We start from the raw sequence: 26,352 nt of genomic DNA, 5'->3' as shown, positions 1-26,352 counted from the left end.
CACCGGCTCCGATGGCGGACGGTCGAGATGAGGAGAAACATGAGTGTTCTGTATCTGGTCCGACATGGCCAAGCATCATTCGGCACCGATGACTATGACCGGCTGTCCGACCTCGGCAAAGATCAGAGCCGCATCACCGGCAAGCATCTCGCAGCACAGAGAGTCGCGCCGGTCCGCATCGTCCACGGTGAGATGCTGCGCCAGAGGCAGACTGCCGACGGCATCCAGGCCGGGCTCGGCAGCGCCCTGGATCCTCACATCGACTCGGGCTGGAACGAGTATCGGGCCTGGGAACTCACCGGAGCACTGAGTGACCCCGATCCTCGTGCGCCGAAGGATTCGAAGATCTTCCAGGCCGAGCTCGAACGCGGGGCTGCCCGCTGGGCCGGAGGAGACTACGACGGCGACTATACGGAGACGTTCACAGAGTTCACCACCCGCGTCAACACCGCCCTCGATGACGCGTGCGCGGCGATGCATTCTGGCGAATCCACGATCGTCGTCTCCAGCGCCGGGGCAATCGCGTGGACGGCGGCCAGATTGCTCGGCGGCGACTTCGACCAGTGGATGGCATTCAACCGGGTGACCGTCAACACCGGAATCACGCGCATCATCACCGGTCGCAGCGGCACCAGCCTCAGCTCCTTCAACGAACACGGCCACCAGATCCCGGAGCAGGTCACCTACCGATAATCGGCCCGGAGACAAGCTCACCCGACCTGAGCGACACATATACTCGCTGGCATGGAGCCTGAGACGAGATCACCATACGAGCGGGCCCTCGGTCCCCAACTGTCTGAGCTGCATCCGGTGCTCCAACGCTACTTTGCAGCGATTCCCGCGGGCTCCGTCGGCATCGGCGAAGGCATCTTCGAACGCTTCGGCACCGAACGCTGGTGGCTGCGGCCGCTGCTTGGGTGGTTGGCACGATGTCATGTGATTGTGCCCGGGATGCACTATAAGGTCCCGTTTCGGATCGAGAACCGAACTGTTGCGGACCAACAGACTGCGGCCCGCACCCTGGACCTGGAGTCGGGCACATGGACGATGGTCGACGCGGTCTCTGTGTCCGAGTCGGGCCACGTCATCGATGTGCTTGGCCGACCGGCCCTCGTGGAGGCTGCCTTCGATGTCGCGGCAGATGACGGTGGGCTGAACCTGACCAGCCGTGGTGTCACCGTGCGGTTGGGGGCTATTCGTCTGTCTGTCCCGAAGGTCCTTCGTCCGGTGATCGCCCTGAGTGAGCGCTTCGACACCGAGGCGGCTCGCCAGCATGTACGACTCACCGTTGACGTCCCTGTCCTGGGTCGGGTCTATGAGTACACCGGATCGTTCACCTATCGATTTGAGAAGGAGACGTGAAAGCGGAGACGTCCGTCTCTGCCTTGTTCGTGCGACGTCCACTGCGTAGCCTCGGGTGATGGTGAAATATCGATGGACCGCAGCGAACATGCCCTCAATGGATGGCCGCACGGTGGTCGTCACCGGGGCGACCAGCGGAGTCGGTGCCGCCACCGCGACCGCGTTCTCACGCGCGGGAGCGCATGTTGTTCTGGCCGTCCGCGATGTGCAGCGCGGTAGGGATGCCGCGCACACCATGGGCGGCAGCACTGAAGTCCGAGAACTCGATCTTGCCGATCTGTCCTCAATCAGATCATTCGCGCAGTCCTGGGGCGGTCCACTCGACATTCTGATCAACAATGCAGGAGTCGCCGGGCGCCGAGGTGCTCGCACCAAGGACGGTTTCGACCTCCAGTTCGGCACCAACCATCTGGGTCATTTCGCACTGACGAACCTCCTCCTGCCACATATTTCCGATCGAGTGGTGACTGTGGCGTCTGGCGCGCACAAGGCAGGTGAGATCCATTTCGACGACTTGACCTTGAGCAGACGCAGATACGGATTCGCCGAGGCATATGGCCAATCCAAGCTGGCCAATCTGCTGTTCGTCCTCGAACTCCAGCGTCGCCTGCGCAGTGCCGGTTCGAGGGTTCGCTCTGTGGCCGCCCATCCCGGCTACTCGGCGACGAACCTCGGGACCAAAGATCAGCCCACAATCCTCGTTGCCGCGGCGAATCTGGCAGGACGCCTCTTCGCCCAAAGCGGTGAACACGGTGCCCTGCCCACACTGTTCGCCGCGACTCAGGACCTCCCGGAAGCAAGCTATGTCGGCCCGGACGGTCGCGGGGAGCTGCGCGGCTCCCCCACCTTGGTGGGACGATCAGCGAGGGCCAGCGACCTCACCACCGCCTGCCGGCTGTGGGAGGTCTCTGAGGAGCTCACCGGCGTCAGCTTCGGACTCCGTACGGATTAGCTCAACCGCGGCTCTCGGCCTTTGCCTGTTTCCGGGCCGTGAGTTCGGCCACCAAGGCGCGCACCAGCGCACCGAGGCGGAATCTGTCAGGGACCAACGGCGTTATTCCGTGCTCCACCAGCGGTGCCGCCGTGACGTTGCCGACCACCGCGGCGAGCACGCCGTTCTCGTCGGCGAGAGCAGCAAGGACTTCCGGCAGCAGACCCTGGTCACGAGCTGCGTCCAGAAATGCGCTGACCCCGGGCGCCGAGGTGAAGGCCACGGCATCGCAGCGACGGTCCGCGATGAGGCCGACGGCTGCAACCACGGCCTCCGGATCGGGCGCGGGGCCCCACCGGTAGACCACCAGCGAACTGACCTCGGCGCCGGCCGCCGCGAAAGCTTCATCTAGACCATCAGCGCCGGCACCATGGTGCTGCACCGCAATCCGAAGGCCGCGCACGCCTTCTTCGAGCAGGACGTCCTGGATCTCGGAGTTGGTCTCTGATTCGGCAACCCAGGCCGGTGTCAGCCCAGCGGCTTGGATTGCGCCGCGTGCCTTGGGACCGCGGGCGATGATCCGGGCACCGGCGAGCATGGCGTGCCACTGTTCGCTGAGGCCCTCTGCCTCGGCGACTTCGGCCCAGCCGTTGAAGCCGACCCCGGTCGTGACCACAACGACATCGGGCTGAGCGTCGATGAGGGCACGCGTGCGTGCGACGAGCTCAGGGTCATCGATGTTCGGGATGACCGACAGTGTGGGCGCGTGCACGATGGTCGCACCGTGCCGTTCGAGGGCACCAGCAAACTGTTCGGCCTTCCGCTGGGCCGTCAGAACCACACGGCATCCGGCCAGCTGACTGCTGCGGTCACTTCGAGACTCGTCCATGCACACATCCTTGCTTTCGCAGGACGTCAGGGCAACTCATGGTTCGAGGCCAGGGACGCTGAAATCGGCTCGGCTGATCTCTCAGAGTCACAACGGCCTCTCACATAAATGCGGCAGGCGTCGAGAGCAGGTCAATCCCCCACAGCCAGGGAAGCACGAGAAACACTGCTGCAATAATGAACGCCAGGGCGAGTATGTTGATCCAGAATCCGGTCCTCACCATCTCCAGGATTGTTATTCTCCCGGTTCCGAACATGATCGCATTCGGTGGCGTCCCCACTGGGAGCATAAAAGCGCAGTTGGCCGCCATTGCACATGGCACCATCAGCGCGTACGGGTGGATGCCAAGGGCAAGTGCGAATGCCGCCATAACCGGAAGGATCATCGTTGCAGTTGCCGCATTCGAAGTGATCTCAGTGAGGAACAGAACGAGCGCGGTGGAGATGACGATCACAAGGAAGATGTTGATCCCGTCCAGGGTACGCAGCTGTTCGCCGATCCACTCGGAGAGACCACTGTCGACGAAGCCTGCGGCAATTGCCAGCCCGCCGCCGAACAACAGGAGAATGCCCCACGGAATCTTGGTGGAATCCTCCCACCGGAGAATTCGCTTCTCTTGGGTGCCGCGACTCGGCAGCGTGAACAGAACAATCGCGCCCATGATGCCGATGACGCCGTCGCTGATACCCGGAAGCAGGCCCTCCCAGATGAATGAGCGAGTGACCCACATAAAGGCAACACCGATGAAGACACAGAGAACTGTCTTCTCCTGACTCGACATTGCTCCGAGGGCAGCCTTTTCGTCCCTGATGAGTTCTTCTCCGCCCGGCAGCTGCCTGAAGCGGACCTTGAACTTCACGCCTGTGAGGTAGAGCCAGGTGAGAGTCAGCAGAATGATGACGATGGGGACTCCGAACAGCATCCATTGCGCGAACGAAATGGTCTCGTCGAACAACTCTCCGACCGTTGCAGAGAGTACGGCGAGGGGTGGCGTGCCGATCAGAGTTCCCAGCCCTCCGATGGTGGCCGCGTACCCGATACCGAAGATGATCGATTTCTCGAACTTGGGGAGTTCGTCGTGGTACTCGCCTCCACGCAGTGACCGCGCGGCCTGGTAGGCGACAGCCAAGCCGACGGGGATCATCATCATTGTGGCCGCAGTGTTGGACACCCACATGGAGAGGAAGCCTGTTGCCACCATGAAGCCGAGCACAATGCGGCGCGGGCTCGTTCCGATCGCTGCGACGATCGAGAGCGCGATGCGTTGGTGCAGATTCCACTTCTCCATCGCAATCGCCAGGGTGAAGCCCCCGATGAACAGGAAGATGATGTCATTGCCATAGGCGGCAACGACCGAATCTCCGTCGAGCGCTCGAGTGAGAGGAAACAGGACCACCGGAAGCAGAGACGTAGCAGGGATCGGGATCGCCTCGGTGATCCACCATGTCGCTACCCAGAGCGTGCTGGCGAGGACTGCCTGCGCCTCAGAACTCAGCCCGTCAGGTTTGAAGAAGACGAGAGTGAGTGTGAAGAGCAGTGGTCCGAGAAACAGACCCGTCAGGCGTGCAGGCGTGTAACCGGGTCCAATGGGGCCCGGAGCCTTCTCTGCCCCGGCCTCGTCGGTGCGGTCGGAGCGGTCTGTGGTCGACGTGCCCTCAGCTGCGCCGCTCATTGCCATGGCTTGGATACCGGCTGGCTTCCGGACATTTGAGAACGTGAGGATCTTCTTGATCTCATAGTGCGACGCCCACAGGCTTCCCCATATGGCGTTGAGATGAGAGTGTGCTTTTGCCATTGCTGTACCTTCTTTGGTCTCTTGCTCGGCGTATGTATTGCAGTGTCAGATCGTGAGTCACGCGCGAAGCGCTGTCCGACTTCGTCATCAGATGGAACTGTGATGCCGGGTGTGTAGAGGCCGGTCGGTGTGAGAGGAAGAGCCGGCGGCGTTGACGGCGATCGGTTGGCGACCCGGTAGAGGCAGAACGTTCCTAACAGCTGGCGGCCCCGTTCTGCCGAGAAGGCCACGGGGGCCGCCAGTCGGCTGTGGTGAGATCAGGCGTGCAGGCTCCGCAGCACCTCGTAGAACGCGGCCTTTCCTTCCAGCCCGATGCCCGGCAGGTCTCCGGGTGATACACGGCCATGGGAGATGACAGCGTCGTCGGTGAATCCGCCCGTGGGCTGGAATTCCCCGGGATATGATTCGTTGCCGCCGAGTTTGAGCGCGGCGGCAATGTGCAGTGAGAACTGGTGACCGCCGTGCGGGATGCAACGGCGCGATGACCACCCGTGCTGGGAGAGCATGTCGAGGACACGCCTGTACTCTGTCAGCCCATAGCTCAGAGCGGGGTCCACTTGGATGTAGTCACGGTCGGCACGCATGCCCCCGTATCGAATCAAGTTGCGAGCGTCTTGGACAGAAAAGAGGTTCTCACCGGTGGCAATGGGATTGCGGTAGTTCTCCGACAAAGTTGCATTGAGTCCGTAATCGAGTGGATCGCCTACCTCCTCGTACCAGAACAGGTTGTACTGGTCGATGGCTTTGCCGTATTCGAGCGCGGTGTGGAGGTCGAACTTGCCGTTGACATCGACCATGAGCCGCGAGCCATCCCCGTCGAGTACGTCAATGACGGCTGCGATGCGTTCGAGGTCTTCGGCGAGGTCGGCACCGCCGATCTTCATCTTGACGTTCTCATAGCCGGAAGCCAGGAAGCCTCGCATCTCGTCCTGCAGGTCGTTCAGTGTCTTGCCGGGGGCGTAATAGCCACCAGCTGCATAGACGAAGACGTCATCGTCGGGATTGCCATCACCGTAGTGGTCGGAGATCCAACGGTACAGAGGGACTCCAGCGATCTTGGCGGCCAGGTCGTGGAGTGCCATATCGGCAACGCCCACGGCGACAGAACGTTCACCGTGACCGCCCGGCTTCTCGTTGGCCATCATGATGTCCCACGCCTTGGCTGGGGAGAGCTCGCCGTCGTCGGTGAGCTCGTCAATCGATGCGTTTTCGAGTCGTGGCAGGATGCGGTCGTTCAATATGGCAGTGGCGTTGTACCGACCGTTCGAGTTGAAGCCGTAGCCGACCACCGGCTTGCCGTCGACAATGACATCGCTGACAAGCGCCAGGATCGTGCAGTCCATCTTGCTGAAGTCAATGTAGGCATTGCGCATCGACGAACTGATCGGAATGGTGCCCGCATGAGCAGAGACAATCCTCATGGTCCTCCTTCTTCGGATTTATATCTTATAAGACTCTTATAAGATGGTTATACCGTACACTGGCCGGACGAGCGGTACAAGGCCGAAAGGCCTTTTCTTGGGAAAGGGGGTCACCATGAATGGCGCTGGCGTAATGCCGAGCAAAGGTTCGCAGGCGTACGCGGAGCTTCGGCGCCGGATCACATCAGGCGAGCTGGCTCCCGGGTCGCGCTTGTCGCAATATGAACTCGCAGAGAACCTGGGAATGAGCATCACCCCACTTCGTGAGGCAATCCGACGGTTGGCGAGCGAAGACTGGCTCACAATAGACGCTCATCGGGACGCACGAGTCGCCCCGATGAGCGCATCCGAGGCCCGTCATCTGCTGGAGGTTCGCTACTCGCTGGAACCATCAGCCACCGAACTGGCCGCCAAACGCAGAACCGAGAGGGACATTGCCGCAATGAAGACCGCGGCCGACAACCTGCTGCCTGTGACTCGGGACTGGGGGGAGGAAGCCATCGGTGCGCACAGGGCCTTCCATCGGTCCATCTACGTCGCCTCGCACAATGACGTGATGGTCAAGCTCTTAGACGACCTGTGGGACAAATCCGATCGATACAGACGCATAGGCCTCGAGCTTCCCGCTGGCGCCAAGCCCCGCACCATCGATCAGAATCAGCACCACCAGATCCTCGAACTCGTCATCGCCGGCGATGGAATCGCAGCCGCCGATCTCGTCCGCACCCATGTCAGGAACAGCCTCGGTGCCGAAGTCACGGGAGCTCTGGAGAACCAAGAGTTCGGCTATTTCCCGTTTGCAGAGCATTTCGCCTGAGAGTCGGGAGCCACCCACCTCGGCCCCACCTCACCCATGCATCCGCGCGCCTTTCACCACCCGATCCACTGCGTTCTTCGGCCCCCGCAGAGCAATCCCCACCAGGTTGAGATCCTCAGCCGCAACCGAGGCCACGGCCTCGCGGTTGGCGGCGTCGTGTCCGGTCGAGAACAGTTCCTCCGTATAGATCGCCAGAGGAATCCCGCGGCCGATCGCTTTCTCCCGCGCTTTCGCCAGCAGCCCTCCATCTGCCGTCAAAACAAGGACCGGTTGGCGCAGCAACGGAAGATAGTCGTTGCCGTCGGCATCTCGGTAGCTCTCCCCCACCAGGTTCGGTTCGCTGGTGGCGATACCGCTGGTCAGGAACGCCGTTACGTTGAGCTCCTGCCAGGGCAGCAGGTCATCGCGGAGGACCACGACGACCTTCGTGTCGAAGCGGACCACCTCGGTGCCGGTTGCTCCGACCGTATCGGTGGAGGTGCCTGCAGCTGTCTCTGCTGTGTTCGCGGTTTCGTGCATGCTCCCACTCTGGCCGGTTTCCCCAGGTGGGTCTTGTACGTTTGTGACATGGCTGATGTGATCCATGCGTGGCACCCGGATGTGCCCCTGGTGCAGGAGGTGCTCCACGCACAGTTCGAACATCATGCCTATCCGTCGCACACTCATGACTCATGGACCGTTCTGCTCGTCGATCAGGGAACAGTGACCTACGATCTGGACCGGCACGAGCACCAGACGACGAACTCGACGGTGACGCTGCTGCCGCCCCGAGTGCCCCACGATGGCCGCTCGGCGACTCCTGATGTCCCGTTTCGCAAGCGTGTGCTCTACCTCGAACCCGAATGGCTGCCCCTGGGCGCCATCGATGCCGCAGCGCAGACACCGATGCTCGTCGACCCGAGCGTCACCTCGACGGTCGGCCAGATCCATGCCGCGTTGAATGACCCGGCCGATGTCCTCGCCGCCGAGTGCGGAGTCCTTGCGCTGCGTGACCTCGTGCAGCCGCAGCTGAAATCACCAGTCGACACGGCTTCTGACGCACCTCTTGCCCGTCGTCTGCGCTACCTGCTTGATGATCGTTTGGAAGAGACCTTCACCATCGCCGAGGCGGCCGCTGACTTAGGTGCCCACCGTAGTCACCTGGTCCGAGTGTTCACCCAGACTTACGGGATCGCCCCGCACCAGTACGTCATCGGCCGTCGCATCGACCGCGCCCGCAGGCTTCTCCTGTCCGGGTTCTCCCCCGCCGAGGCGGCCGCCCAGTCCGGCTTCCACGACCAGTCCCATCTCACTCGGCACTTCCGCCGGACGTTAGGGACGACCCCGGGGGTCTTCGCGGCCTGATCCGAGTTCTCCCAAAGACTGACAGACTCCTATGATCCGTTTCATCTCACCTGACATGCACCACCGGATGCCAGCACAGAGTCGCATTCACACCGTCAGCAGTCCACCGTTCAGTGACTCCCCGTGCACGCTGCAACCCTTTCCGCGTGAAGCGGTTACAGTCGTGGTCCTACTCGACGACTCCGCAGGCCACGCGCATCTTGGCGTCACCAGCACCCGCTGTTTCCTCATCCGCGCCCTCGGAGGCGTAGCGTTCGGGAATGTTGGCGAAGTTATCCGTTCCTGAATGAATCATGACTGCACTGCCATCGTCATCAGCCAAGTCCTCCGGGCTGAACCGGTCGGTGGTGAAAGACAGCTCACCGGTGCCGTCCTCATTGACGAGCAGGCTGGGCAGATCACCAGCGTGGTTCGGGTGCTTGGCCTCGTCGGAGCCCATATGCCCCCCGGCGGAGAGGAAGTCGCCCTTCTTCTCGGGCTTGTCCGCAGCCACGCTATCAGGTTCGCATTTACCCGTGGCATGAACGTGAAATCCATGGAATCCTGGCTCGAGTCCCTCGACTTTCACTGAAACCTCGGTCCCGCTCTTGGTCCGACCAAATGATGCGGCGCCGGCTGCTGTACCGTCAGATTTCTTCAAGTCCGCCTTAGCCTCCGCCGCGCTGGCGGAGGTGCTGGCATTGTCCGATGCGCCCTCATCGCTCGCCTGTGCTGAACATGCGGCGAGCAGCAGCGTCGCTGATGCCAAGGCGGGAAGGGCAAGGGTTCTCTTGTTCATCATGACTCCATCATCATTCGAGGCGGTATTCAGCGTCAGTGACCAATACTAGGTGGACTGATAAGGCCCGAACAAAACAAGCCGTCCTGTAATCTGCCCGAGGGAGAACGATTCGACCATCCGGGGCGCGCAAGACTCGAATTCAGGCAGGTTACGTTGCTGCAAAATCACAAAAACACCGCTCCGGCAATACAGTGTACTGGTGACTTGATGGTCACTAGCGCAATCGAACAATACGGAGTAATGGAGGGGGGTGATGGAACTTCAGCCACCAGAGGGCATCGGCAGCAGAGACAAAATCCTGTGGGCTGCCGCGACGATGCTCGGAGAAGAGCCCGGAGCGATGATGAGCGTGCGGGCAGTTGCCAAGCGGGCCGGAGTCAGCACGGGGTCGCTCCAACACCACTTCCCCACCAAACGTGCGCTCATGGATGAGGTGATCGCTCGGGTGTATGACCTGATCATTCCCGCCGACGCGATGCACGACACGTCAATACCTGCACGGGAGAGACTCGTGGCATGCCTGCGACGACTTCTCATATCGGCCGGAGCCGATCCGCGAAACGCGTGGCGTGAGACCTTCGACCGTTACATCGCAAACGAACCCTCCGAAGGCGCCAGGGCACAGTTTCTGGCCAGCGAACGAGAGCTTCACCGCCGCATCGAATACTGCCTGAATACCCTCGAGGACGAAGGCGCATTGCAATCAGGTGACAACGCTCGACGAGCCCGTATCCCCTTCACCTTCGTCAACGGGCTCTCGATCGCACAAGCACTGCCCTCTGACGACTCACATCTGCCCACCGAAATCGACGCGCTGTATGCGGTCGCCGATTGGGTGTTATCGCAATGACAATTTGGCGCTGGCGGCGCGGACACCTTCGATCGGCGCCTGCCCTGCCTGCACCTATCAAGCCGAGTGCTCCCGCGCCAAAGCGATGGCCTCACGCGCAATCTCGGCGGGGTGCGATTCCGGTAGCCAATGGGATGCACCTTCGAGGGGGACAAACCGGTAAGGGCCTTCGACATACTCAGCGGTCAGCTCCGCAGTGGCACGAGGGAAGGCGATATCTTCACTGCCCCACACGAAGGTCGTCGGCACGGTGACTGGAGTGCTCGACAATCGAGCACGACCATCCGCGGCCTGGTAGTACTTCAGCACCGAGTCCATTGCTCCAGGCGTGCTCAAGCGCGCTGCGTAGGAGGCCGCCATGTCATCAGGGACGTCACCGGTGTAGAGAGCGATGAGTATCTCTCCGTCGTTGCGCAGCAGAGTGCGGGCAACTCCGTCCGGATGGGCCTGGATCGCGCGCATGTATTCCATGCGCTCGTACTGGTCCGGGTCCGCCTGCACCTGCTTGGCATGGGCGATCGGATGTGGTGTCGAGACGACCGTGTTCGTCAGCAGACGCTCTGGATGGTTCGCAGCGTAATGCCACGCGACCATCCCACCCCAGTCGTGGCCGACGAGGTGGAAGCGGCCCAGTCCCACCGAGCGTGAGATCTCGTCGAGATCCGCGACCAGATGGGGCATCGTGTACTCGTCAACAGATTCCGGGCGCGCTCCCTGCGAATATCCGCGCTGGTCATAGGCGAACACGCTCATCCCCTGCTCCAGAAGCAGCGAGGCTGCCTTCTCCCAGCAGGACGCGTATTCGGGCCACCCGTGCAGCAACAGCGCATCTCCCAGCTGCGGATCTGGACGGGCCGGTGTCGCCTGGAAACCGGCGAACTCCCCGCCCGAGGTGCTCACCGTCAGCGCTCGCGCATCCGCAACGAACGGCAGTTCGACCAGGCGAGCGGCCACCGAAGCGTTGTCGAACGGAGCGCCAGTGCTGGCGGCAGGTGTCGCTGTTGATGTCATGGAGACTCCTCGGCGCGACGGGAACCGTCGGCGGGGATGCCCAGTGCGTTGACCCACAGCTTCGTTGCGGTCTCCACGAGGAGGTCGTCCGAGCCCCAGTCCGGTTCGTCCAATGCGTATTTGTAATAGGCCATGCGCCCGACCATGAGTGAGAGTGCACTTGCCGACATGACCGGGTCGAGACTCGGATCGGCGTAGCCCTCTGCCTGGAGCTTCTTCACCCATCGGCAGTTACGTTCGGCGAAGGCCTTCCCCCGATCCAATCGCAAGCGCCTGAACTTCGGGTCGATCGCTGCGACCTGCTCGAGCAGGAGCATGAGTTTGGCGTTGCGTTTGTATGCGTCGACATAGGCCCGATTGCCGGCCTCGAGTGACTCCACGACGGTACGGTCCGCGTGTTGTTCCTGTGGCGGCCCGGGATGGAGCATGTCTTCTTGAGCCTCGTGCAGAACTGCGGCCAGAGCCTCTTCCTTGCTGTCGAAGTAGGTGTAGAAGGTGCCGGTGGAGCACCGAGCCTCCTTCGTGATGTCCGTCAGTCGCGAATCGATGTACCCATCGCGTTCGAAGACGGTGCGGGCCGCAGCCAACAGGGACGCGCGTGTGCGGATGCCTCGTGGGGTGGACGGGAGCTCGCGGGTCAGGGTGGGGTCGACCAGTGTGGGGACGTCCTCGCCCTGCCTCTCGCCCTGTTCTTCAGTCTTCGCCATGGTCAGCCCATCATACAATCCGCCGATGCACCGACGACCGGCACCGAGGCGGTCATGAACCCAGTCCGTTCTCTCTGGCCACGTCCCACCCATGGTCGATCACCGCTTGGATGTTCTCGGGTGTGACGGGGACTCCGGCGGCGTTCTCCGGGTTGTCGAGCACCCTGCGGTAGACCCCCTCGGCGATGATGGCGACCTTCCACACTCCCAGCACATGCCAGAATCCCAACGCCTGCCCATCACGCCCCGAGGCGCGCAGATACTCTTCTGCCATCTCTGCCCGCGTGGGGAAGCCGTCCAACGCAGAGGCTGCGAACATTCCGGCGGGCATCTCACCGGCCTGTGTCCAATACGCGAGTGCGCTGCCCATATCGGCCAGCGGATCTCCCAGGGTCGACAGCTCCCAATCGAGGACGGCTCGGATGTCGCCCGTGCCCTCATCGATGATGACGTTGCAGATATGGAAGTCGCCATGGACCAGTGCGATCGCGTCAGGGTCCGGAACGGTGTCGCGGAGCAGCTCGGTCAGTGCGTCGAGGTCGGTTCTGGCCTGAGTTCTGCTCTCCTCCAGCTGTCGGCTCCACCGTTTGAGCTGCCTCGGCGCGTACGGCTTCGTCGACGCCAGATCGCCGAGCCCGACGGCGTCGATGTCGACCGCGTGGATCTTCGCCAGTGTCCGTGCCAGGTCGAGGCCGAGCCTGCGGCGCACCTCAGGGGTGAGCGACCGGGCGGTGTCCTCATCATCGACGACCGTGCCCTCCACATGGGCCATGAGAAAGACGGGGACGTCGGCAACGGCTAGATCCGTGCACACTCCGATGGTGTCGGGGACCGGCACTCCTGTTCCCTGCAGCGCCGAGATGATCCGGTACTCACGTTCGACGTCGTGGGCCGAGGCCAGCAGCCGCCCCAGCGGGGGCCGACGCGCGATCCATGACCCTCCGGCCTCGTCGTCGATGCGGTACGTGAGATTCGACTGCCCGTAGCCGACTCGAGTACCCGTCAGCGCGCCGTCGACGCTCTCCCCCGCCTCGCGCATCCAGGCGGCGAGCGCCCTCAGGTCGAGTTCGACGCTCATCCGGCTTCCCGAGCATTCTTTCGCCGGCGCAGCTCCCGCCGGGCGATCGAGCGCTTGTGCACCTCGTCGGGTCCGTCGGCCAGTCGCAGGGTGCGCAGGTGAGCGTAGAAGCCTGCCAGCGGGAAGTCGTCGGTGACGCCACCGCCGCCGTGTACCTGGATGGCGCGGTCGACGATCTTCAGCGCCATCTCGGGTGCTTTGACCTTGATGGCCGCGATCTCCGTCGCCGCTTCCCTGTTGCCCACGGTGTCCATCATCCACGCCGCCTTGAGCACGAGGAGACGGGTGGCTTCGATCTCGATGCGCGCCTCGGCGATCCACTCTTGGATGTTGGCCCGCTCGGCAACTGGCTGCCCGAAGGTCACCCGCTGTTGAGCCCGGTCGATGAGCAGGTCGAGGGAGCGTTCTGCCATACCGATCGACCGCATGCAGTGGTGGATGCGGCCGGGCCCCAATCGCGCCTGGCTGATGGCGAAGCCTTCGCCTTCACCGGAGAGCAGCGCGGACTTGGGCACCCGCACGTCTTCGAAGAGGATTTCGGCGTGACCTTCGCGGTCCATGTACCCGAACACAGGCAGTCCGCGGACAATCGTGATTCCCGGAGTGTCTTTGGGCACGACCAGCATCGACTGCTGGCGGTGGGTCTCGGCGCTGGGGTCGGTCTTGCCCATGACGATGAAGACCTTGCAGTTGGAGTGAAGCGCATTCGAGGCGAACCACTTCCGACCATTGAGCACGTAGTCATCACCGTCGGAGGCGATGCTCATTTCGATGTTCGTCGCATCGGAGCTGGCCACGGCCGGCTCTGTCATGCAGAAGGCTGAGGCGATCTCACCCGCCAGCAGGGGCTTGAGCCACTTCTCCTTGTGCTCGTCGGTCCCGAAGAGGGTGAGCACTTCCATGTTTCCCGTATCCGGGGCATTGCAGTTGATGGCTTCGGGCGCGATCTCCGGGCTTCGGCCCGTGATCTCAGCGAGGTGGGCGTACTGCACATTCGTCAGTCCTGCGCCCCATCCCTCGTAGGGCAGGAACAGGTTCCACAATCCTTGGCTCTTCGCCTCACGTTTGAGGTCGTCGAGGATCGGCGGGTGGAAGTTCGGATCTCCGGATTCCGCACGCTGCTGGTGGTAGACCGACTCTGCCGGGTAGACGAATTCGTCCATGAAGGCGTTGAGCTTGTCTTGGTATTCGCGGGTCTTCTCATCGGGTGCGAAGTCCATGGTTCCTGCTTTCTGATCAGTTCTGTTGAGTGGTGCGACGTGTATCGAAGGCGCCGAGGCGGCTGGTCATTGCGCGGCAACGGCGCCGTCATCGCCCTCACCGTTGACCTCGAGGAGCACCTTGCCCCGCACGGAGCGGGAGTCTATGATCTCGAGTGCTTCGCCTGCCTTCTCCAACGGCAGGACAGTGTGGACGGCCGGGTTGAGATCACCGGCGGACAGATGAGGCCAGAGCGATTCCCATTGCTCGGCCACCATCCCCGGGCGCACGGCCACAGCAGCACCCCAGCCGACTCCGGCGACGGAGACGTTGTTGAGCAGCAAGCGGTTGACCTTGACCTCCGGGATGGAACCAGCCGTGAAGCCGAGGACCAGGAGGGTGCCGAACGGTGAGAGACAGCGCAGGGAATCGGTGAAGCGATCTCCGCCGACGGGGTCGGCGACGAGGTCGACTCCGCGCGGGAAGATCTCCTTGACGGAGTCCTTGAACCCGTCGGCGAGGACGACATGCTGGGCGCCGAGCTGAGTCACCGTCTCCGCCTTCTCCTGAGTGGAGACGACGGCGATGACTTCCGCCCCGTAGGCCAGTGCGACCTGCACCAGTGCACTGCCGAGGCCGCCGGCAGCACCGTGGATGAGGACGCTCTGTCCTGCTTCGAGCCGCCCTCGCACACGAAGTGCGAAGTCTGCCGTGAGGAGGTTCATCGGCATTCCTGCTCCGGCTTGCAGCGAGACGGTCTCCGGCAGCGGCAGGACGCTTGAGGCGGGAACGGCCATGACCTCTGCGTACGCTCCGGTGCCCGCGACGCCGACGACCCGGTCTCCGACGGCGAAGCCGGTGACCCCTTCTCCCACGTCACGCACGGTTCCAGCGACCTCCGAACCCATGGTGTAGGGCAGAGGCGGCTTCATCTGATACTGCCCGCGCGATTGCAGCAGTTCGGGGAATGTCACTCCCGCGTAGGCGACGTCGATGAGGACTGTGCCCTGTCCTGCCGAGGGGGTGTCGACGTCGGCGAGCGCGAGTGAGCCCGGTCCGTCTGTTGCGTTGAGCTGTACTGCCTTCATGGTGTCTGCTCTTCCTGTTTCTCTGTGTCTGAGGGGCGGAATGTCTGCGGGGCGGAGAGTGCCAGCGGCGGGTTCTCGCCGCCTCAGATCCCTGTTGATGCGACGACGCCGCCGTCGACGACGATCGTTTCGCCGACCACGTAGTCACCGGCGCGCGAGGCGAGGAAGGTCGCGGCTCCTGCCATGTCCTCGGGACCGCCGATGCGCCCGGCGGGGATGCGCTGCTGCACCTCGTCGCCGTTATCGCGGGCATCCTTGTTCATTCGTGAGGGGAAGGCTCCGGGAGCGATTGCGTTGACGATCACTCCGTCCGGGGCGAGTTGAGCCGCGAGTCGCTTGGTCAGGTGGATGACTCCGGCCTTGCTCGCGTGGTAGCTGTACGTCTCGTTCGGGTTCGTCCGGATACCGTCGATGGAGGCGATGTTGATGACCTTGGCGAGGTGGTCTCCACCGGCGGCGGCTGCACGCAGCTCGGGGGCGAGTTTCTGGGTGAGGAAGAACAGTGCCTTGAGGTTGAGGTCCATGACCTTGTCCCAGCCGTGTTCCGGGAACTCGTCGAAGGGTGCACCCCAGGCGGCCCCGGCATTGTTGACGAGGATGTCCAGGCTCGACTCATGCTCTCGCAGTCGCGAGACGACGGCGTCGAGTCCCTCCGGGGTGGAGATGTCGCCGGGGATGGAGGTGCAGGTCCCCTTCTCAGACATCTCAGCTGCCGCTGCGTCGCATTCTTCGGCCTTGCGGGCGGTGATGTAGACGCGCACGCCGAGTTGGACGAATCCTTCTGCGATCATTCGGCCGATGCCGCGCGAACCTCCGGTGATGAGAGCGCTGCGTCCGTCGAGGCTGAATAGTGTTGACATGTTCATGCGGATTCCTTCAGTCGTGTGGAGAGGCTCGGGCGTCAGACTTCGGCGCCGTGTTCGGTGAAGAAACCGATCGATTCGGCCACGCACACGGGCTTGTCGATGCCTTCGGCTTCGAAGACCTGAGTCGTCGTGATCTGGGCGGACCCGGTCTTCTTTCGCTCCACCTCGGTGACGGTGGCATGCATGCGAACTCGTGAGCCCACTGGACGGGGGTTCGGGAAGCGGACCTTCCCGTACCCGTAGTTGAGGCTGTGAGCGAAACCGTCGAAGGCCATCAACTCCTCCATGAAAGCCGGGCCAAGGGAGAGCGTGAACAGGCCGTGGCCGATGGTTCCGGCAAACGGTCCTGCCGCCGCGCGCTCCTCGTCGACGTGGATCCACTGATGATCATTCGTCAGATCGGCAAAGGCGTTGATGTCGTCTTGGACCAGCACATGCCAGCCGGTCGGGCCGAGCTCTTGGCCGACGAGTGCCTCGAGGTCGGCGATCGAGGTGGGGCGAATGGGAGTTGTCATGGTCTGCCTCTCTGTGGGTGCCAAGCCACACTTGAAATTGAGTTCATATTCGATAACGTAAGAGTAGCCGTGTGAGCCGCATCACTTCAAGTGGCAGTGGCATCTGGTGCACGGTCGAGCCACGTATGCGAAGGAGCAGCACCTATGGCACAAGTGCAGACTGTCACCGGTCCCATCGACAGCAGCAGCCTCGGCAGGACCCTCGTCCACGAGCACATCTTCATCGTCAACGAGGAGATGCGGCAGAACTACGACATGGGGTGGGACGAGGAGGAGAAGATCGCCGACGCCGTGGCGAAGCTCAACGATCTCAAGGCCGCAGGCATCGACACGATCTTCGACCCAACCGTCGTCGGACTCGGACGCTACATCCCCCGGGTTCAGAAAGTGGCGGAGCAGATCGATCTCAACATCGTCGTGGCCACGGGACTCTACACATTCAATGATCTGCCGCATAAATTCGATCACCACGGCCCGGGGCTGCTCATCGATGAACCGGAGCCGCTCGTCGGTCTCTTCATCGCTGATATCGAGACCGGCATCGCAGACACAGGAGTCAAGGCGGCGTTCCTCAAGTGCGCCATCGAAACGCCCGGCCTCACTCCTGGAGTCGAACGCACGATGCGCGCCGTCGGTCAGGCGAGCGCGCAGACCGGTGCGCCCATCACGGTCCACACGAACCCGAGCACCGAATCGGGCCTGGTCGCACAGAGAGTCCTCAAGGAGGAGGGCGCGGATCTGAGCAAAGTGGTCATCGGGCACTCCGGGGATTCGACCGATATCGACTACCTGATGACGATCGCGGACAACGGATCCTTCCTGGGAATGGATCGCTTCGGAATCGATGCCTATCTCCCGACCGAGCAACGCGTGAAGACAATCGTCGAACTCGTCCGCCGCGGATATGCCGAGAAGATCACTCTCGCCCATGACGCGTCGTGCTATATCGACTACTTCACGCAGGAGGAGAAGGAGACAGCGCAGCCCAACTGGCATTTCCGTCACATCAGCGACGAGGTCATTCCGACTCTGCTCGAACGTGGCGTGAGCGAGGACGACATCGACACGATGCTGGTGAAGAACCCGCGCCGCTATTTCGAGTGACATCGCTGCCACGACGGACATCACCACGACACACATCACCCACCGAGCAGCCTTCAACGAACAAAGGACGCCACATGCCCCCAAACTCCACCGCGAACCTCAGCCGCAGAGACTCAAAGGTCCACGCCGGAAAGCACGGCCGACTCCGCGCGGCCGGACTCATCGGCTCATCGATCGAGTGGTACGACTTCTTCCTCTACGGCACCGCCGCCGCACTCGTCTTCCCGCACGTGTTCTTTCCGGACGCGGAGGGCATCAACGGCGTACTCCTGTCGTTCTCAACCTTTGCCACCGGCTTCATCGCCCGACCGGTCGGCGGGCTGCTCGCCGGCAACTACGGGGACAAGCTCGGCCGCAAACCCATGGTCGTCATCTCATTGCTGGCAATGGCGATCTTCACGTTCGCCATCGGATGCCTGCCCGCAACCGCGACCATCGGCCTCACAGCACCGATCCTGCTCGTGACGTGCCGGTTCCTCCAAGGCATCGCCTGTGGGGCGCAGTGGGGTGGCCTTGCGCTGCTGCTCAGCGAATCAGCCGGGCCCAAACATCGAGCGTTCTCGGGTTCCTTCATGCAGGTGGGAGTCCCCTGTGGAGCACTGTTGGGCAATCTCGTCTTCGTCATCGTCTCCACGTCCATCAGCCATGAAGCCTTCATCTCCTGGGGATGGCGGGTGCCGTTCTGGGCCACAGCACTCCTTGTGCCGGTCGTCATGTACATCCAGCTCAAGATCGAGGACTCTCCCGAGTTCGAAGCGCTCAAACGCGAAGTCTCGGAAGTCTCGGCAAGCAAACCCGCTGTCGTGCGTGCACCGCTGTGGCAGGCAGTGAAGTCGAACTGGAAGACGATCCTGCTCGCCTCCGGCACACTGTCGGCCACGAACTGCGTCTTCTACATCACGATCGCCGGTGCCCTGTCCTATGGCACGACGTACCTGGGCATGGATTACAACAGCATGCTCATCGCCGCCATGCTCTCCACCGTCGTCGCGATCCCAGTGACCCTGCTCGGCGGCAGGCTGGCCGATCGGATCGGACGTCGACCGGTCATCATCATCGGCGGAGTCGGGATCCTCATCTGGGCCTTCCCCTACTTCGCTCTCATCAACGCAGCGAACATGGCCATGTTCACGATCGCGGTCAGCGTGGCTGCCGTATTCCAGTCACTCGTCTACGCTCCGGTCGCCTCGTATTTCGGGGAGTTGTTCGCACCGCAGATCCGCTTCTCCTCGGTGTCCTTGGCTTATCAGCTCAATGCGATCATCGTGTCGGGCTCGACGCCCATCGTGATGACTTGGCTGATCGCGAAGATGGATGGTTCGACTGTGGGCATCGCGCTCTTCGTCTGCGCCACGGCGTTCATCACCATCGGCTGTGCCATCGCCCTGAGAGAGACCAACCCCAAGGTGGTCAGGCAGTCCCCGACGGCCGTTCCCGGCGAGCACCTGCACGCCAACAGCATCGGAGGCTGAGGTCTCAGACGCAGAATGAGCGGCAGGGACGGATCCCTGCCGCTCAATCATTTCCGCAGTGGCGTTCAGCTCATCAGTGCCCCTGCAGCTTCGCCTGGTAGCGGCGCATGCCGCGCAGCCATCTGTCGTAGTCCGAGCCCTTCATGCGGTACATGTCGAGGACTTCGGGGTGGGGCAGAATGAGGAAGGTCTCGGCCTCGATGGCGGCCATGACGGTGGTGGCGACGTCTGCCGGCTCGAGGACGTTTCCTGCCTCGGCGACTGCTCGCTGCCCGGTCAGCGCGTCCCCGGTGATCGCCTTGGGATCCTCACCCCACAGGATCTTCGTGTTCACACCCATGGGGGCCAGCACTGACACGCGCAGACCCTCGTCGCCATAGGACACGGACAGCCATTCGGCGAAGGCGAGCGCGGCGTGCTTGGTCACCGAATATCCTGCCTGTCCGATCTGAGTGAGCAGTCCCGCCGCCGAGGCGGTGGCGATGAAATATCCTTCCCCACGCCTAGTCCACTCGGGGACGAGTCGTTCGGCGGCTCGGATGTGGGCCCGCAGATTGACGTCGATGACTCGGTCCCAGTCGTCCTCGCCGCCGAGGCCGGTGGCTCCGGTGATCCCGGCATTGGCGAAGTAGAGATCAACCTGCCCCAGTTCGCCTTCGGCGGCGGCGAGCAGCCCGGTCACACCCTCTGCCGAGGACACATCCCCGGTCCAATGCGGCTGCCCCAGCGTTGCCGCGGTGTCGGCGACCTCCTCGGCGAGGTCAGCGAGGAGCACTCGCGCCCCGCGTTCATGCAGGGCCGCTGCGATCGCGGCACCGATCCCTCCGGCCGCGCCGGTGACTACCGCGTTCCGTCCTTTGAGCTCCATCGACTTCCCCCTTCACCACAATGCCCCACCTCATTGTGTGCAGGGCCACATCCATCTATAGTTGAACCCGCACTCAGTTTCAAGTAAAGGAGTCTCATGGACGCGACCCTGCGCACGTCAATCATCGATCTGCTCATCCCCTGGGCACAGACGATCCCGGACTCCACTGCAGTGCGCACTCCCCCTGGCCCGGACCGGGTCTCGCTGTCCCATCTGCGCTTCCTCGGCGAGATCGAAGCCGCACGCGATCGTTGCCGTGCCTCCGGGCTTCTCCCGGGCGATCGGACGGTGCTCATCGCCCCGTCGTGCCCGGAGTTCCTCATCGAATTCCTCGGCGCCCACGCCGCCGGACTTGCGACCGTCGCCGTCAATCCGCTCTCGACGGCCCGGGAGCTGGACTACATCCTCGAAGATTCGGACGCACGTCGGCTTGTGGCCCACCCAGCCATGGCCGAGGCCGGACGCAGCGCTGCAATCGGTCGCGGCATCGACTTCGACACCCTGCCGCTGGTCGGCAACGAGGGGCCGAGCCTTCGGCTGAGAGAGGACAGCGTCGCCGAGTTCGATCGTGTCGACTTCGACTGGGATGACCTGGCCGCCCTGCTCTACACCTCGGGCACCACCGGCAAACCGAAGGGCGCCATGCTGTCCCTGGGCAACTTCATCGCCACCACGGACATCGTCAAGGAGATGACTCAGACCTCCCCTGATGACCGGTCGGCCACCGGCCTGCCGCTGTTCCACGTCTTCGGGCTCGCCGACATGGCCCTGCCCGCGCTGAGTGCCGGCGCCCCACTCACGCTTTTCCCACGGTGGGATCCGCAGGCCTTCGTCGATGCATTGGCGAAGGACGAGGTCTCCATCATCTCCGGCGTGCCCACCATGTGGATGTCGGTGCTCACGAACGCCGATGGGGCCGCGACACCGAACCTGCGGCTCGTGAGTTCCGGCGGTGCAGCGATCGCCGGAGAGGTGCTCCGCAAGGTCGAAGCGCGATTCTCTGCACCCGTGGCAGAGGGATACGGGCTCACGGAAACGGCGGGGCTGGGCACGTTCAATCCGCTGTTCGGGACGAGGAAGGTCGGAAGCGTCGGCCTGCCCACTCCTGGCTTCGAAGTCAAGGTCATCGACTTGGAAGGATTACCGCTTCCTGCAGGTGAGGTCGGCGAAGTTGCCCTCCGCGGCCCGGCAGTCATGCTCGGGTATTGGAAGAAGCCCGAGGCCACCGCCGAGGTGCTCGATGACGAAGGGTGGTTCCGCACCGGCGATCTGGGTCACCTGGATGAAGACGGATACCTCTTCATCGTCGACCGGATCAAGGACCTCATCATCCACGGCGGCTACAACGTATACCCGCGTGAGGTCGAAGAGGTCCTCTACGAGATCCCCGGAGTCGCTCAGGCCAGCGTAGTCGGCACCCCCGATGAGAAATACGGGCAGCAGGTCACCGCTGTCATCGCCCTATCCCCCGGCGCCCACCTCGGCGCTGAAGACGTGGAGAGATTCGCCAGGGAGAACCTGGCCGCCTACAAGATTCCGCGGATCATCGAGTTCGTCGAGGAGCTGCCTAAGGGACCGAGCGGGAAGATCCTTAAACGCGAGATCGTGGCGATGTATACGAAGAGTTCGTGACCAATCGGACGAGACGATGATCCGTTACCTGTCCGCCTCGGCTTCCGGGTCCATCACGTCTGATTCCCCACCGAATCGATGAATACCCGAAGGCGTCGCCGAATCTCCCAGTGGAGAATTTGACGACGCCCTCGGGGTACGACTCAGAATCATCTAAATCATGCCTGACGAGTGCTCCGCCGTTTCGAAACAATGATGGCGACGACGCCACCGATGACAAGCAGCAGCCCCAGGCCGCCGAATGCCATGGTCCCGGCTGCGCCGGTTCTCGGCAGGTGGCCGCCGTCACTCCCTTCATCGGAGTCCTCGTCACCTGACGCAGTGCCCTCTGCAGATGCACCGTCAACATTTGCAGACTCGTTCGAACCCGAAGTACTCGTCGAGTCGTGATTCGAATCCGAACCGGTTTCGGCATTACTCGACGGGTCCGCACCAGTCGCAGCGTCGCTTTCCGCACCTTGATCAGTCGTCGCACTGGCATCGATGCCCGGGTCAGACGAGCCGTCAGCCTCAGCTTCCGGATCAGAATTCGACGCAGCGTTCGCCTCCACGCCCGGGTCAGACGAGCCTGTTTTGTCCCCTGTGTGGTCGGAAGTGGCATTGACGCCGCCCTCCGGGTCAGCAGCTATGTTCGCATCCGCCTCCGCACCTGGATCAGAAGAAGCATCGACATCCGCTTCCGGGTCGGTGGAGGAGTTCTCATCAGCCTCCGGATCGGACGAGGCAGCGGCATCGGCGCCCGGGTCAGTTGCGGTGTTTGCGTCAGCGTCCGGATTCGCCGATGCACCATCGCCTGCGTCGGCCTCTGGATCAGCCGATGCGTTCAAGTTTGCATCGGAGTCGGACGTAGCAGTCTCTGACTTCTCATTGACGACATCGGCGAAGACCTGTTCAAGATCGTCACCGTTGACTGCCACCGTCTGCGTTTCTTCGGAGATTTCATAACCGTCAGGAGCCCGGGTCTCCTGCAACGTGTACTCGCCCCAGGCGAGATCAGTGACTTCGAACTGACCGTCGGCGTCGTTGACATCGAGTTCTCCGTTGTCGGCCACGACGAAGTCTTGCCCGTTTGGACCGGTGAGGGTGAACTCTGCTCCGGCCAGGACATCCCCACTCTCATCGGTCTTCTTCCAACTCAGAGAACCCGGGATCTGCTCATTGACGAGCTGACACGAGATGATTGCATCCGTGTCGACCGTTTCTGTCAGTTCGAACCCGTTGTCGATGTTCTTCGTTCCGACTTCTCGCCCATCTGCGGTGCAGACGGCATTCGCTCCCGATTGTTGTTGCAGCCGATAACCGTCCTGCTGCTCTTCGATTGCCTGAACACCGTCGGCGGGTGTCTTCAGTTTGAAGCTCACGGTGCCATCAGAGTTGGTCAGTTTTTCAACTCCATCGACTGAATCCGGCGAGGAGATGGTCCAGCCCTCGCCACGGTATGTCGCCGTCTCAGCGCCATGTTCGCCAACTCCTGGGTCAATGAGTTTGGTGACGTTGAGAGAGCCGCGACAGCTCTTGGCAGCGATCTCACGGAGCTGTTTGGTCAATTCTGAATAGTCGGAGATGACATAGTAGTCGTCGTTCGCCGCAGGGCCTGAAATCAACTTGATGTTGTCTTCGTTGATTCCGCTCCCGACACCGAGCCCGACGACCTTGGACCCCTGAGATTTCAGAGAGTTCGAAGATTCCACGGCCTTGTCGACATCGATCTGGTCTGTCCGCGTACCCCGATCGCTGTTACCCCTTTCGGAGCCAGGCTCTCCGTAGGCTGTGGGTTTGCCATCCGTCACGAAAAGCACCAGATCGTGACTCTTGCCGTCGAGCTGGCCAAGTCCACGATCCCAGTTCGTTCCGCCCGAGTCCTGCGGCACGCGTTGCAACGCACCTATCTGCTGATTCAGAGAATCGACGGATTCGGAGGTTGAAACAGAGCTGCTGGCAATCGGTTCGTTGGTGCCATCTGGTCCGAAAGTCGCAAAGGTATTGACGGACACTCTGCTTGGCGTGCCTGAAAGGCCACTTGAGACAGCTTTCGCGGCCTCTTTCGAGTCGTTGACATCGGAGTCGGACAACGAGTTCGACAGGTCGAGAACGACGCTGATGTCCAGACCACATTTCTCAGGCAATGAGGGATTAGGCAACGGTTCGACTGCAGCCTGGGCGGGCACAGTCGAAAAGCCGAACAGCGCTGATGAGGCAAGAACAGATGCCGCCAGTATCGTCGCACCGTGCTTTCGCAAGTGACGTCGTAAGAACAAAGGGGTACTCCTTCATGTGAACCACCCAGTCTCCGAAACCGGAAGCGCTCTGGACAACGCCACCGAAACGATCGGACACCGGCAGTGGAAAAGCACGGGCCAGTCAGTTGTGGGGTCCTGCAGGCACCTAAACCTGCAGGACCTCACTGGGAATGAGTTCAAGACTCAGAGGGGGTTGTCGAGGCGAGCCGCATCCCAGCCGCCGTCTCGACATTGAAGCGGCGGGTGATTCTTTGCCTCTTCATTAACTGAGACCCACGAGCAATTGCTTTCGTTCGCGAGTTAGAAGTTTTTCTTCTTCGGAACAGAAACCCACTGCCGAATCCTTTCGGATCGGTCGGCGTCGAACAGAATCTTGTTTGACACAGGAGTAGTCCTGTAGAGTCTCATCACCCCTGATGTACCCCGTACTGTTATCCCCATTTCTTCGAGGTCTCCAACATGTTGGTTCGACAGACGTATCCTGACCCTGCCAATCTCGAGTGGCACGCATGAGCGAGGCGTGGTCTTCCCCACTCCACGACCTTGGCTCCTCTTTCGAGCACTCGTCCGACACCGCTCAGCGCAGTGACTCCGAACTGTGCGCGCAGATCCGGCAGAGTTCTCCGAATTCGCCAGCCGGTCGGGCGGCCTTCGGAGAGCTCTACGCCCGGCACAGGTTGCCTGCGCTTCATGTGGCTCTGCGGCTCAACCGAGATCGCAGCCGAGCAGAGGACTCCGTCTCCGAGGCGTTCGCCAAGATCTGGCAGGCCTGGGGAAATGGAAACGGGCCCGATGACTCGTTCAAGCCCTATCTCATGGCCGCGGTGCGTTCCGAATCGTACAGACGTAAGGCCACGACTCGTGCGACCACCGCTGTTGAGCCCGACGTGCTGAGCTTTCTCGCAGGCCCGGAATTGCTCAACTACGCCGACGAGGTGGCTGAACGCGATCAGCTGGGCCGAGCGTTCAAAACTCTGCCTGACTCGTGGCAGTCTGCGATCACGATGATCGACATCGACGGGGTCCCGGTCTCTGCTGCGGCGGAGTCGATGGAGTTATCGTCAAACTCTTTCAGTTCGCTGCTCCGACGTGCCAGGGAGGGGCTGCGCCTGGCCTATCTGCAGGAGCATGTCGAACCGAGCCGCCCCGAGTGCAGTGACTATGCGGCGGATCTCGCACGTTATGTTCGCGGACAGCTGGGCCAGAGACGAATTGAATCCCTGGAAGAGCACCTGAGCTGGTGCGCACAGTGCGGCTCTCAGGCAGTCAGGCTCCGAGGACTCAATACAACTTTCCAGGCTTGGATGACCCCTGCGGTGATTGCGGCCGCGCTCATCACAATCGAGTACTTCCCCACCAGTGCAGTGCCGACAGCAGACGGAAGCATGTGGAACCTTGTGCTCGGATCGCCCTCAGGCGAAGGAACCGGGGCAGGGACGAATACCGGATCCTGGGCATCAGCAGCCCCGGCAGACATCACGGCTGGCGTAGGCGCAAGCGCTACCGGTGCCAGTCTGGGTGGTCTTGCCGGGGGCACTGCCACAATGAAGGTCGCTCTCGCCTGCATCGCAGCCGCCGCGACCATAATCGCAACCTCGGCCGGCATCGTCGCGATGCAGAACGATTCTGCTCCGCAACCAGCGTCCGCTTCTGGTGATTCCGCTGTTCCAGCGACCGCTTCCACCCCGATAACCGAATCTGGTCGGGACGACGGGGTTCCGCAACCGCGGCCATCAGCCGCTCGAAGCAAGAATCATGGTCCGCGGATTGACAGGCCCTCAGCAAAAGCATCTCCTCATGACCCGTCTAGCGTCGAGAAACCGGTTGGCGTTCCTTCGGCTGAATCAGAGCAGCCACCGCAATCCGCGGGTGCCGATGACCAGGTAGCGGATTCGAAAGAACCTCGTCCGGAGCCGAGCGCGACGCCCTTGCCACAGCCGGGCTCGGATTCAGACAGCGCTGCAGACAAGCCGCAGGAATCCCCTGCCGATGCCGAAGAGCCGACTCCACCTTCCAAGGAAGTGGTCGATGCCAGGGACAGTAAGGCAACCAGCGAAACAGACTCTGACAGGCGCCCGAACGGTGACGACGGCGAGGCACCCGCAGAGAAGCCCGATTCGGACGGAGAACCCAGCCCAGGTGACGAGCCGGAATCGAATGAGGACGAATCCGGTTCCGGGGAGGAGTCGCCCAGTCCCAGCGAGCAGCCGAACCCGGGTGAAAAAGAGCCTGGCTCTGACGACACGACAACTGGCTCGAACGACGAGGACGAAGGAATCCACTGCCATGACTTCGGTCGGTGGCACTACTGCCACTGACACATCTCTAGGTACCTCCGCATCGTCACCGAATGTCGTGGCTACCTGTGCCCGTCAATGTCT

24 protein-coding genes are annotated in these 26,352 nt (G+C 62.3%); 10 read left to right on the top strand and 14 right to left on the bottom strand.

Annotation, left to right across the window (positions count from 1 at the left end):
- The first annotated feature begins 39 nt into the window (after positions 1-39).
- The 3 genes from ACE03M_RS07985 to ACE03M_RS07975 are packed head-to-tail and all read left to right on the top strand — an operon-like array spanning position 40 to position 2,314.
- Positions 40-693 carry a histidine phosphatase family protein gene (locus tag ACE03M_RS07985; protein ID WP_485933448.1) on the top strand — a complete coding sequence of 218 codons (654 nt, stop codon included), beginning with the start codon at positions 40-42 and terminating at the stop codon, positions 691-693.
- Between the two features lie 51 nt (positions 694-744).
- The gene (locus ACE03M_RS07980; RefSeq protein ID WP_485933446.1) at positions 745-1,362 is read left to right on the top strand and encodes a DUF4166 domain-containing protein; all 618 of its coding nucleotides are present in this window, start codon (positions 745-747) and stop codon (positions 1,360-1,362) included.
- 58 nt (positions 1,363-1,420) lie between these two features.
- Positions 1,421-2,314, top strand: a complete 894-nt coding sequence (locus ACE03M_RS07975; protein WP_485933445.1) for an oxidoreductase — start codon at positions 1,421-1,423, stop codon at positions 2,312-2,314.
- A gap of 1 nt (position 2,315) precedes the next feature.
- Here the strand turns inward: ACE03M_RS07975 and ACE03M_RS07970 are convergent, their stop codons facing one another.
- The 3 genes from ACE03M_RS07970 to ACE03M_RS07960 all read right to left on the bottom strand — a co-directional run bounded on the left by ACE03M_RS07970 (position 2,316) and on the right by ACE03M_RS07960 (position 6,398).
- Entirely contained in the window at positions 2,316-3,182 is an 867-nt protein-coding gene (locus ACE03M_RS07970) for a uroporphyrinogen-III synthase (protein WP_485933443.1), read from the bottom strand.
- 100 nt (positions 3,183-3,282) lie between these two features.
- Complete coding sequence (locus ACE03M_RS07965; RefSeq protein ID WP_485933442.1) at positions 3,283-4,977, bottom strand: SLC13 family permease; 1,695 nt, start codon at positions 4,975-4,977, stop codon at positions 3,283-3,285.
- 257 nt (positions 4,978-5,234) lie between these two features.
- Positions 5,235-6,398, bottom strand: coding sequence for an enolase C-terminal domain-like protein (locus tag ACE03M_RS07960; RefSeq protein WP_485933441.1), 1,164 nt, complete (start codon positions 6,396-6,398; stop codon positions 5,235-5,237).
- 115 nt (positions 6,399-6,513) lie between these two features.
- Between ACE03M_RS07960 and ACE03M_RS07955 the strand changes: the two genes are divergently transcribed.
- A complete protein-coding gene (locus ACE03M_RS07955) occupies positions 6,514-7,215 on the top strand; it encodes a GntR family transcriptional regulator (protein WP_485933440.1) in 702 nt (233 codons plus the stop codon).
- Positions 7,216-7,245: 30 nt separating this feature from the next.
- On the opposite strand, the gene ACE03M_RS07950 is transcribed toward ACE03M_RS07955, so the two are convergent.
- Positions 7,246-7,734 (bottom strand): DUF2000 family protein, encoded by a 489-nt coding sequence (locus ACE03M_RS07950; protein WP_485933439.1) that lies wholly within the window; start codon positions 7,732-7,734, stop codon positions 7,246-7,248.
- 48 nt (positions 7,735-7,782) lie between these two features.
- Here ACE03M_RS07950 and ACE03M_RS07945 point away from each other — a divergent pair, with 48 nt between their 5' ends.
- A complete protein-coding gene (locus ACE03M_RS07945) occupies positions 7,783-8,559 on the top strand; it encodes a helix-turn-helix transcriptional regulator (protein ID WP_485933438.1) in 777 nt (258 codons plus the stop codon).
- A gap of 169 nt (positions 8,560-8,728) precedes the next feature.
- Here ACE03M_RS07945 and ACE03M_RS07940 read toward each other — a convergent pair whose 3' ends face one another.
- Positions 8,729-9,337, bottom strand: a complete 609-nt coding sequence (locus ACE03M_RS07940; RefSeq protein ID WP_485933437.1) for a superoxide dismutase family protein — start codon at positions 9,335-9,337, stop codon at positions 8,729-8,731.
- Between the two features lie 256 nt (positions 9,338-9,593).
- Here ACE03M_RS07940 and ACE03M_RS07935 point away from each other — a divergent pair, with 256 nt between their 5' ends.
- On the top strand, positions 9,594-10,190 hold the full coding sequence (locus ACE03M_RS07935) for a TetR/AcrR family transcriptional regulator (protein ID WP_485933436.1): 597 nt from the start codon (positions 9,594-9,596) through the stop codon (positions 10,188-10,190).
- Between the two features lie 57 nt (positions 10,191-10,247).
- Here ACE03M_RS07935 and ACE03M_RS07930 read toward each other — a convergent pair whose 3' ends face one another.
- The 7 genes from ACE03M_RS07930 to ACE03M_RS07900 all read right to left on the bottom strand — a co-directional run bounded on the left by ACE03M_RS07930 (position 10,248) and on the right by ACE03M_RS07900 (position 16,655).
- Positions 10,248-11,201, bottom strand: a complete 954-nt coding sequence (locus ACE03M_RS07930; RefSeq protein ID WP_485933435.1) for an alpha/beta fold hydrolase — start codon at positions 11,199-11,201, stop codon at positions 10,248-10,250.
- The gene (locus ACE03M_RS07925) at positions 11,198-11,908 is read right to left on the bottom strand and encodes a TetR/AcrR family transcriptional regulator (protein ID WP_485933434.1); all 711 of its coding nucleotides are present in this window, start codon (positions 11,906-11,908) and stop codon (positions 11,198-11,200) included. The genes ACE03M_RS07930 and ACE03M_RS07925 overlap by 4 nt, the downstream gene beginning before the upstream one ends.
- Positions 11,909-11,960: 52 nt before the next feature.
- On the bottom strand, positions 11,961-12,986 hold the full coding sequence (locus tag ACE03M_RS07920; RefSeq protein ID WP_485933433.1) for a phosphotransferase family protein: 1,026 nt from the start codon (positions 12,984-12,986) through the stop codon (positions 11,961-11,963).
- Positions 12,983-14,206 carry an acyl-CoA dehydrogenase family protein gene (locus ACE03M_RS07915; RefSeq protein WP_485933432.1) on the bottom strand — a complete coding sequence of 408 codons (1,224 nt, stop codon included), beginning with the start codon at positions 14,204-14,206 and terminating at the stop codon, positions 12,983-12,985. Before ACE03M_RS07915 ends, ACE03M_RS07920 begins: the two co-directional genes overlap by 4 nt.
- A 66-nt stretch (positions 14,207-14,272) precedes the next feature.
- A complete protein-coding gene (locus tag ACE03M_RS07910) occupies positions 14,273-15,274 on the bottom strand; it encodes an NADPH:quinone oxidoreductase family protein (protein WP_143923647.1) in 1,002 nt (333 codons plus the stop codon).
- Positions 15,275-15,357: 83 nt separating this feature from the next.
- Positions 15,358-16,134: a glucose 1-dehydrogenase gene (locus ACE03M_RS07905; protein WP_260848212.1), complete on the bottom strand. Its 777-nt coding sequence runs from the start codon at positions 16,132-16,134 to the stop codon at positions 15,358-15,360.
- A gap of 41 nt (positions 16,135-16,175) precedes the next feature.
- Positions 16,176-16,655, bottom strand: coding sequence for a MaoC family dehydratase (locus ACE03M_RS07900; RefSeq protein WP_114385142.1), 480 nt, complete (start codon positions 16,653-16,655; stop codon positions 16,176-16,178).
- A gap of 144 nt (positions 16,656-16,799) precedes the next feature.
- Here ACE03M_RS07900 and ACE03M_RS07895 point away from each other — a divergent pair, with 144 nt between their 5' ends.
- Both ACE03M_RS07895 and ACE03M_RS07890 read left to right on the top strand, forming a co-directional pair.
- The gene (locus tag ACE03M_RS07895) at positions 16,800-17,759 is read left to right on the top strand and encodes a phosphotriesterase family protein (protein WP_485933429.1); all 960 of its coding nucleotides are present in this window, start codon (positions 16,800-16,802) and stop codon (positions 17,757-17,759) included.
- Between the two features lie 74 nt (positions 17,760-17,833).
- Positions 17,834-19,231, top strand: a complete 1,398-nt coding sequence (locus tag ACE03M_RS07890) for an MFS transporter (RefSeq protein WP_143923649.1) — start codon at positions 17,834-17,836, stop codon at positions 19,229-19,231.
- 73 nt (positions 19,232-19,304) lie between these two features.
- Here the strand turns inward: ACE03M_RS07890 and ACE03M_RS07885 are convergent, their stop codons facing one another.
- Positions 19,305-20,099 carry an SDR family oxidoreductase gene (locus tag ACE03M_RS07885; RefSeq protein ID WP_485933428.1) on the bottom strand — a complete coding sequence of 265 codons (795 nt, stop codon included), beginning with the start codon at positions 20,097-20,099 and terminating at the stop codon, positions 19,305-19,307.
- 96 nt (positions 20,100-20,195) lie between these two features.
- On the opposite strand from ACE03M_RS07885, the gene ACE03M_RS07880 reads away from it, so the two are divergent.
- The gene (locus ACE03M_RS07880; RefSeq protein ID WP_485933427.1) at positions 20,196-21,731 is read left to right on the top strand and encodes an AMP-binding protein; all 1,536 of its coding nucleotides are present in this window, start codon (positions 20,196-20,198) and stop codon (positions 21,729-21,731) included.
- A gap of 158 nt (positions 21,732-21,889) precedes the next feature.
- Here the strand turns inward: ACE03M_RS07880 and ACE03M_RS07875 are convergent, their stop codons facing one another.
- The gene (locus ACE03M_RS07875; protein ID WP_485933517.1) at positions 21,890-23,899 is read right to left on the bottom strand and encodes a SpaA isopeptide-forming pilin-related protein; all 2,010 of its coding nucleotides are present in this window, start codon (positions 23,897-23,899) and stop codon (positions 21,890-21,892) included.
- A 581-nt stretch (positions 23,900-24,480) separates the two neighbouring features.
- On the opposite strand from ACE03M_RS07875, the gene ACE03M_RS07870 reads away from it, so the two are divergent.
- Complete coding sequence (locus ACE03M_RS07870; protein WP_485933426.1) at positions 24,481-26,289, top strand: sigma-70 family RNA polymerase sigma factor; 1,809 nt, start codon at positions 24,481-24,483, stop codon at positions 26,287-26,289.
- Positions 26,290-26,352: the final 63 nt, after the last annotated feature.

Source organism: Brevibacterium sp. AGC70, from assembly GCF_057334195.1.
Note: the sequence above shows the minus strand (reverse complement) of the source record. Positions and strands in the feature narration are given on the sequence as shown.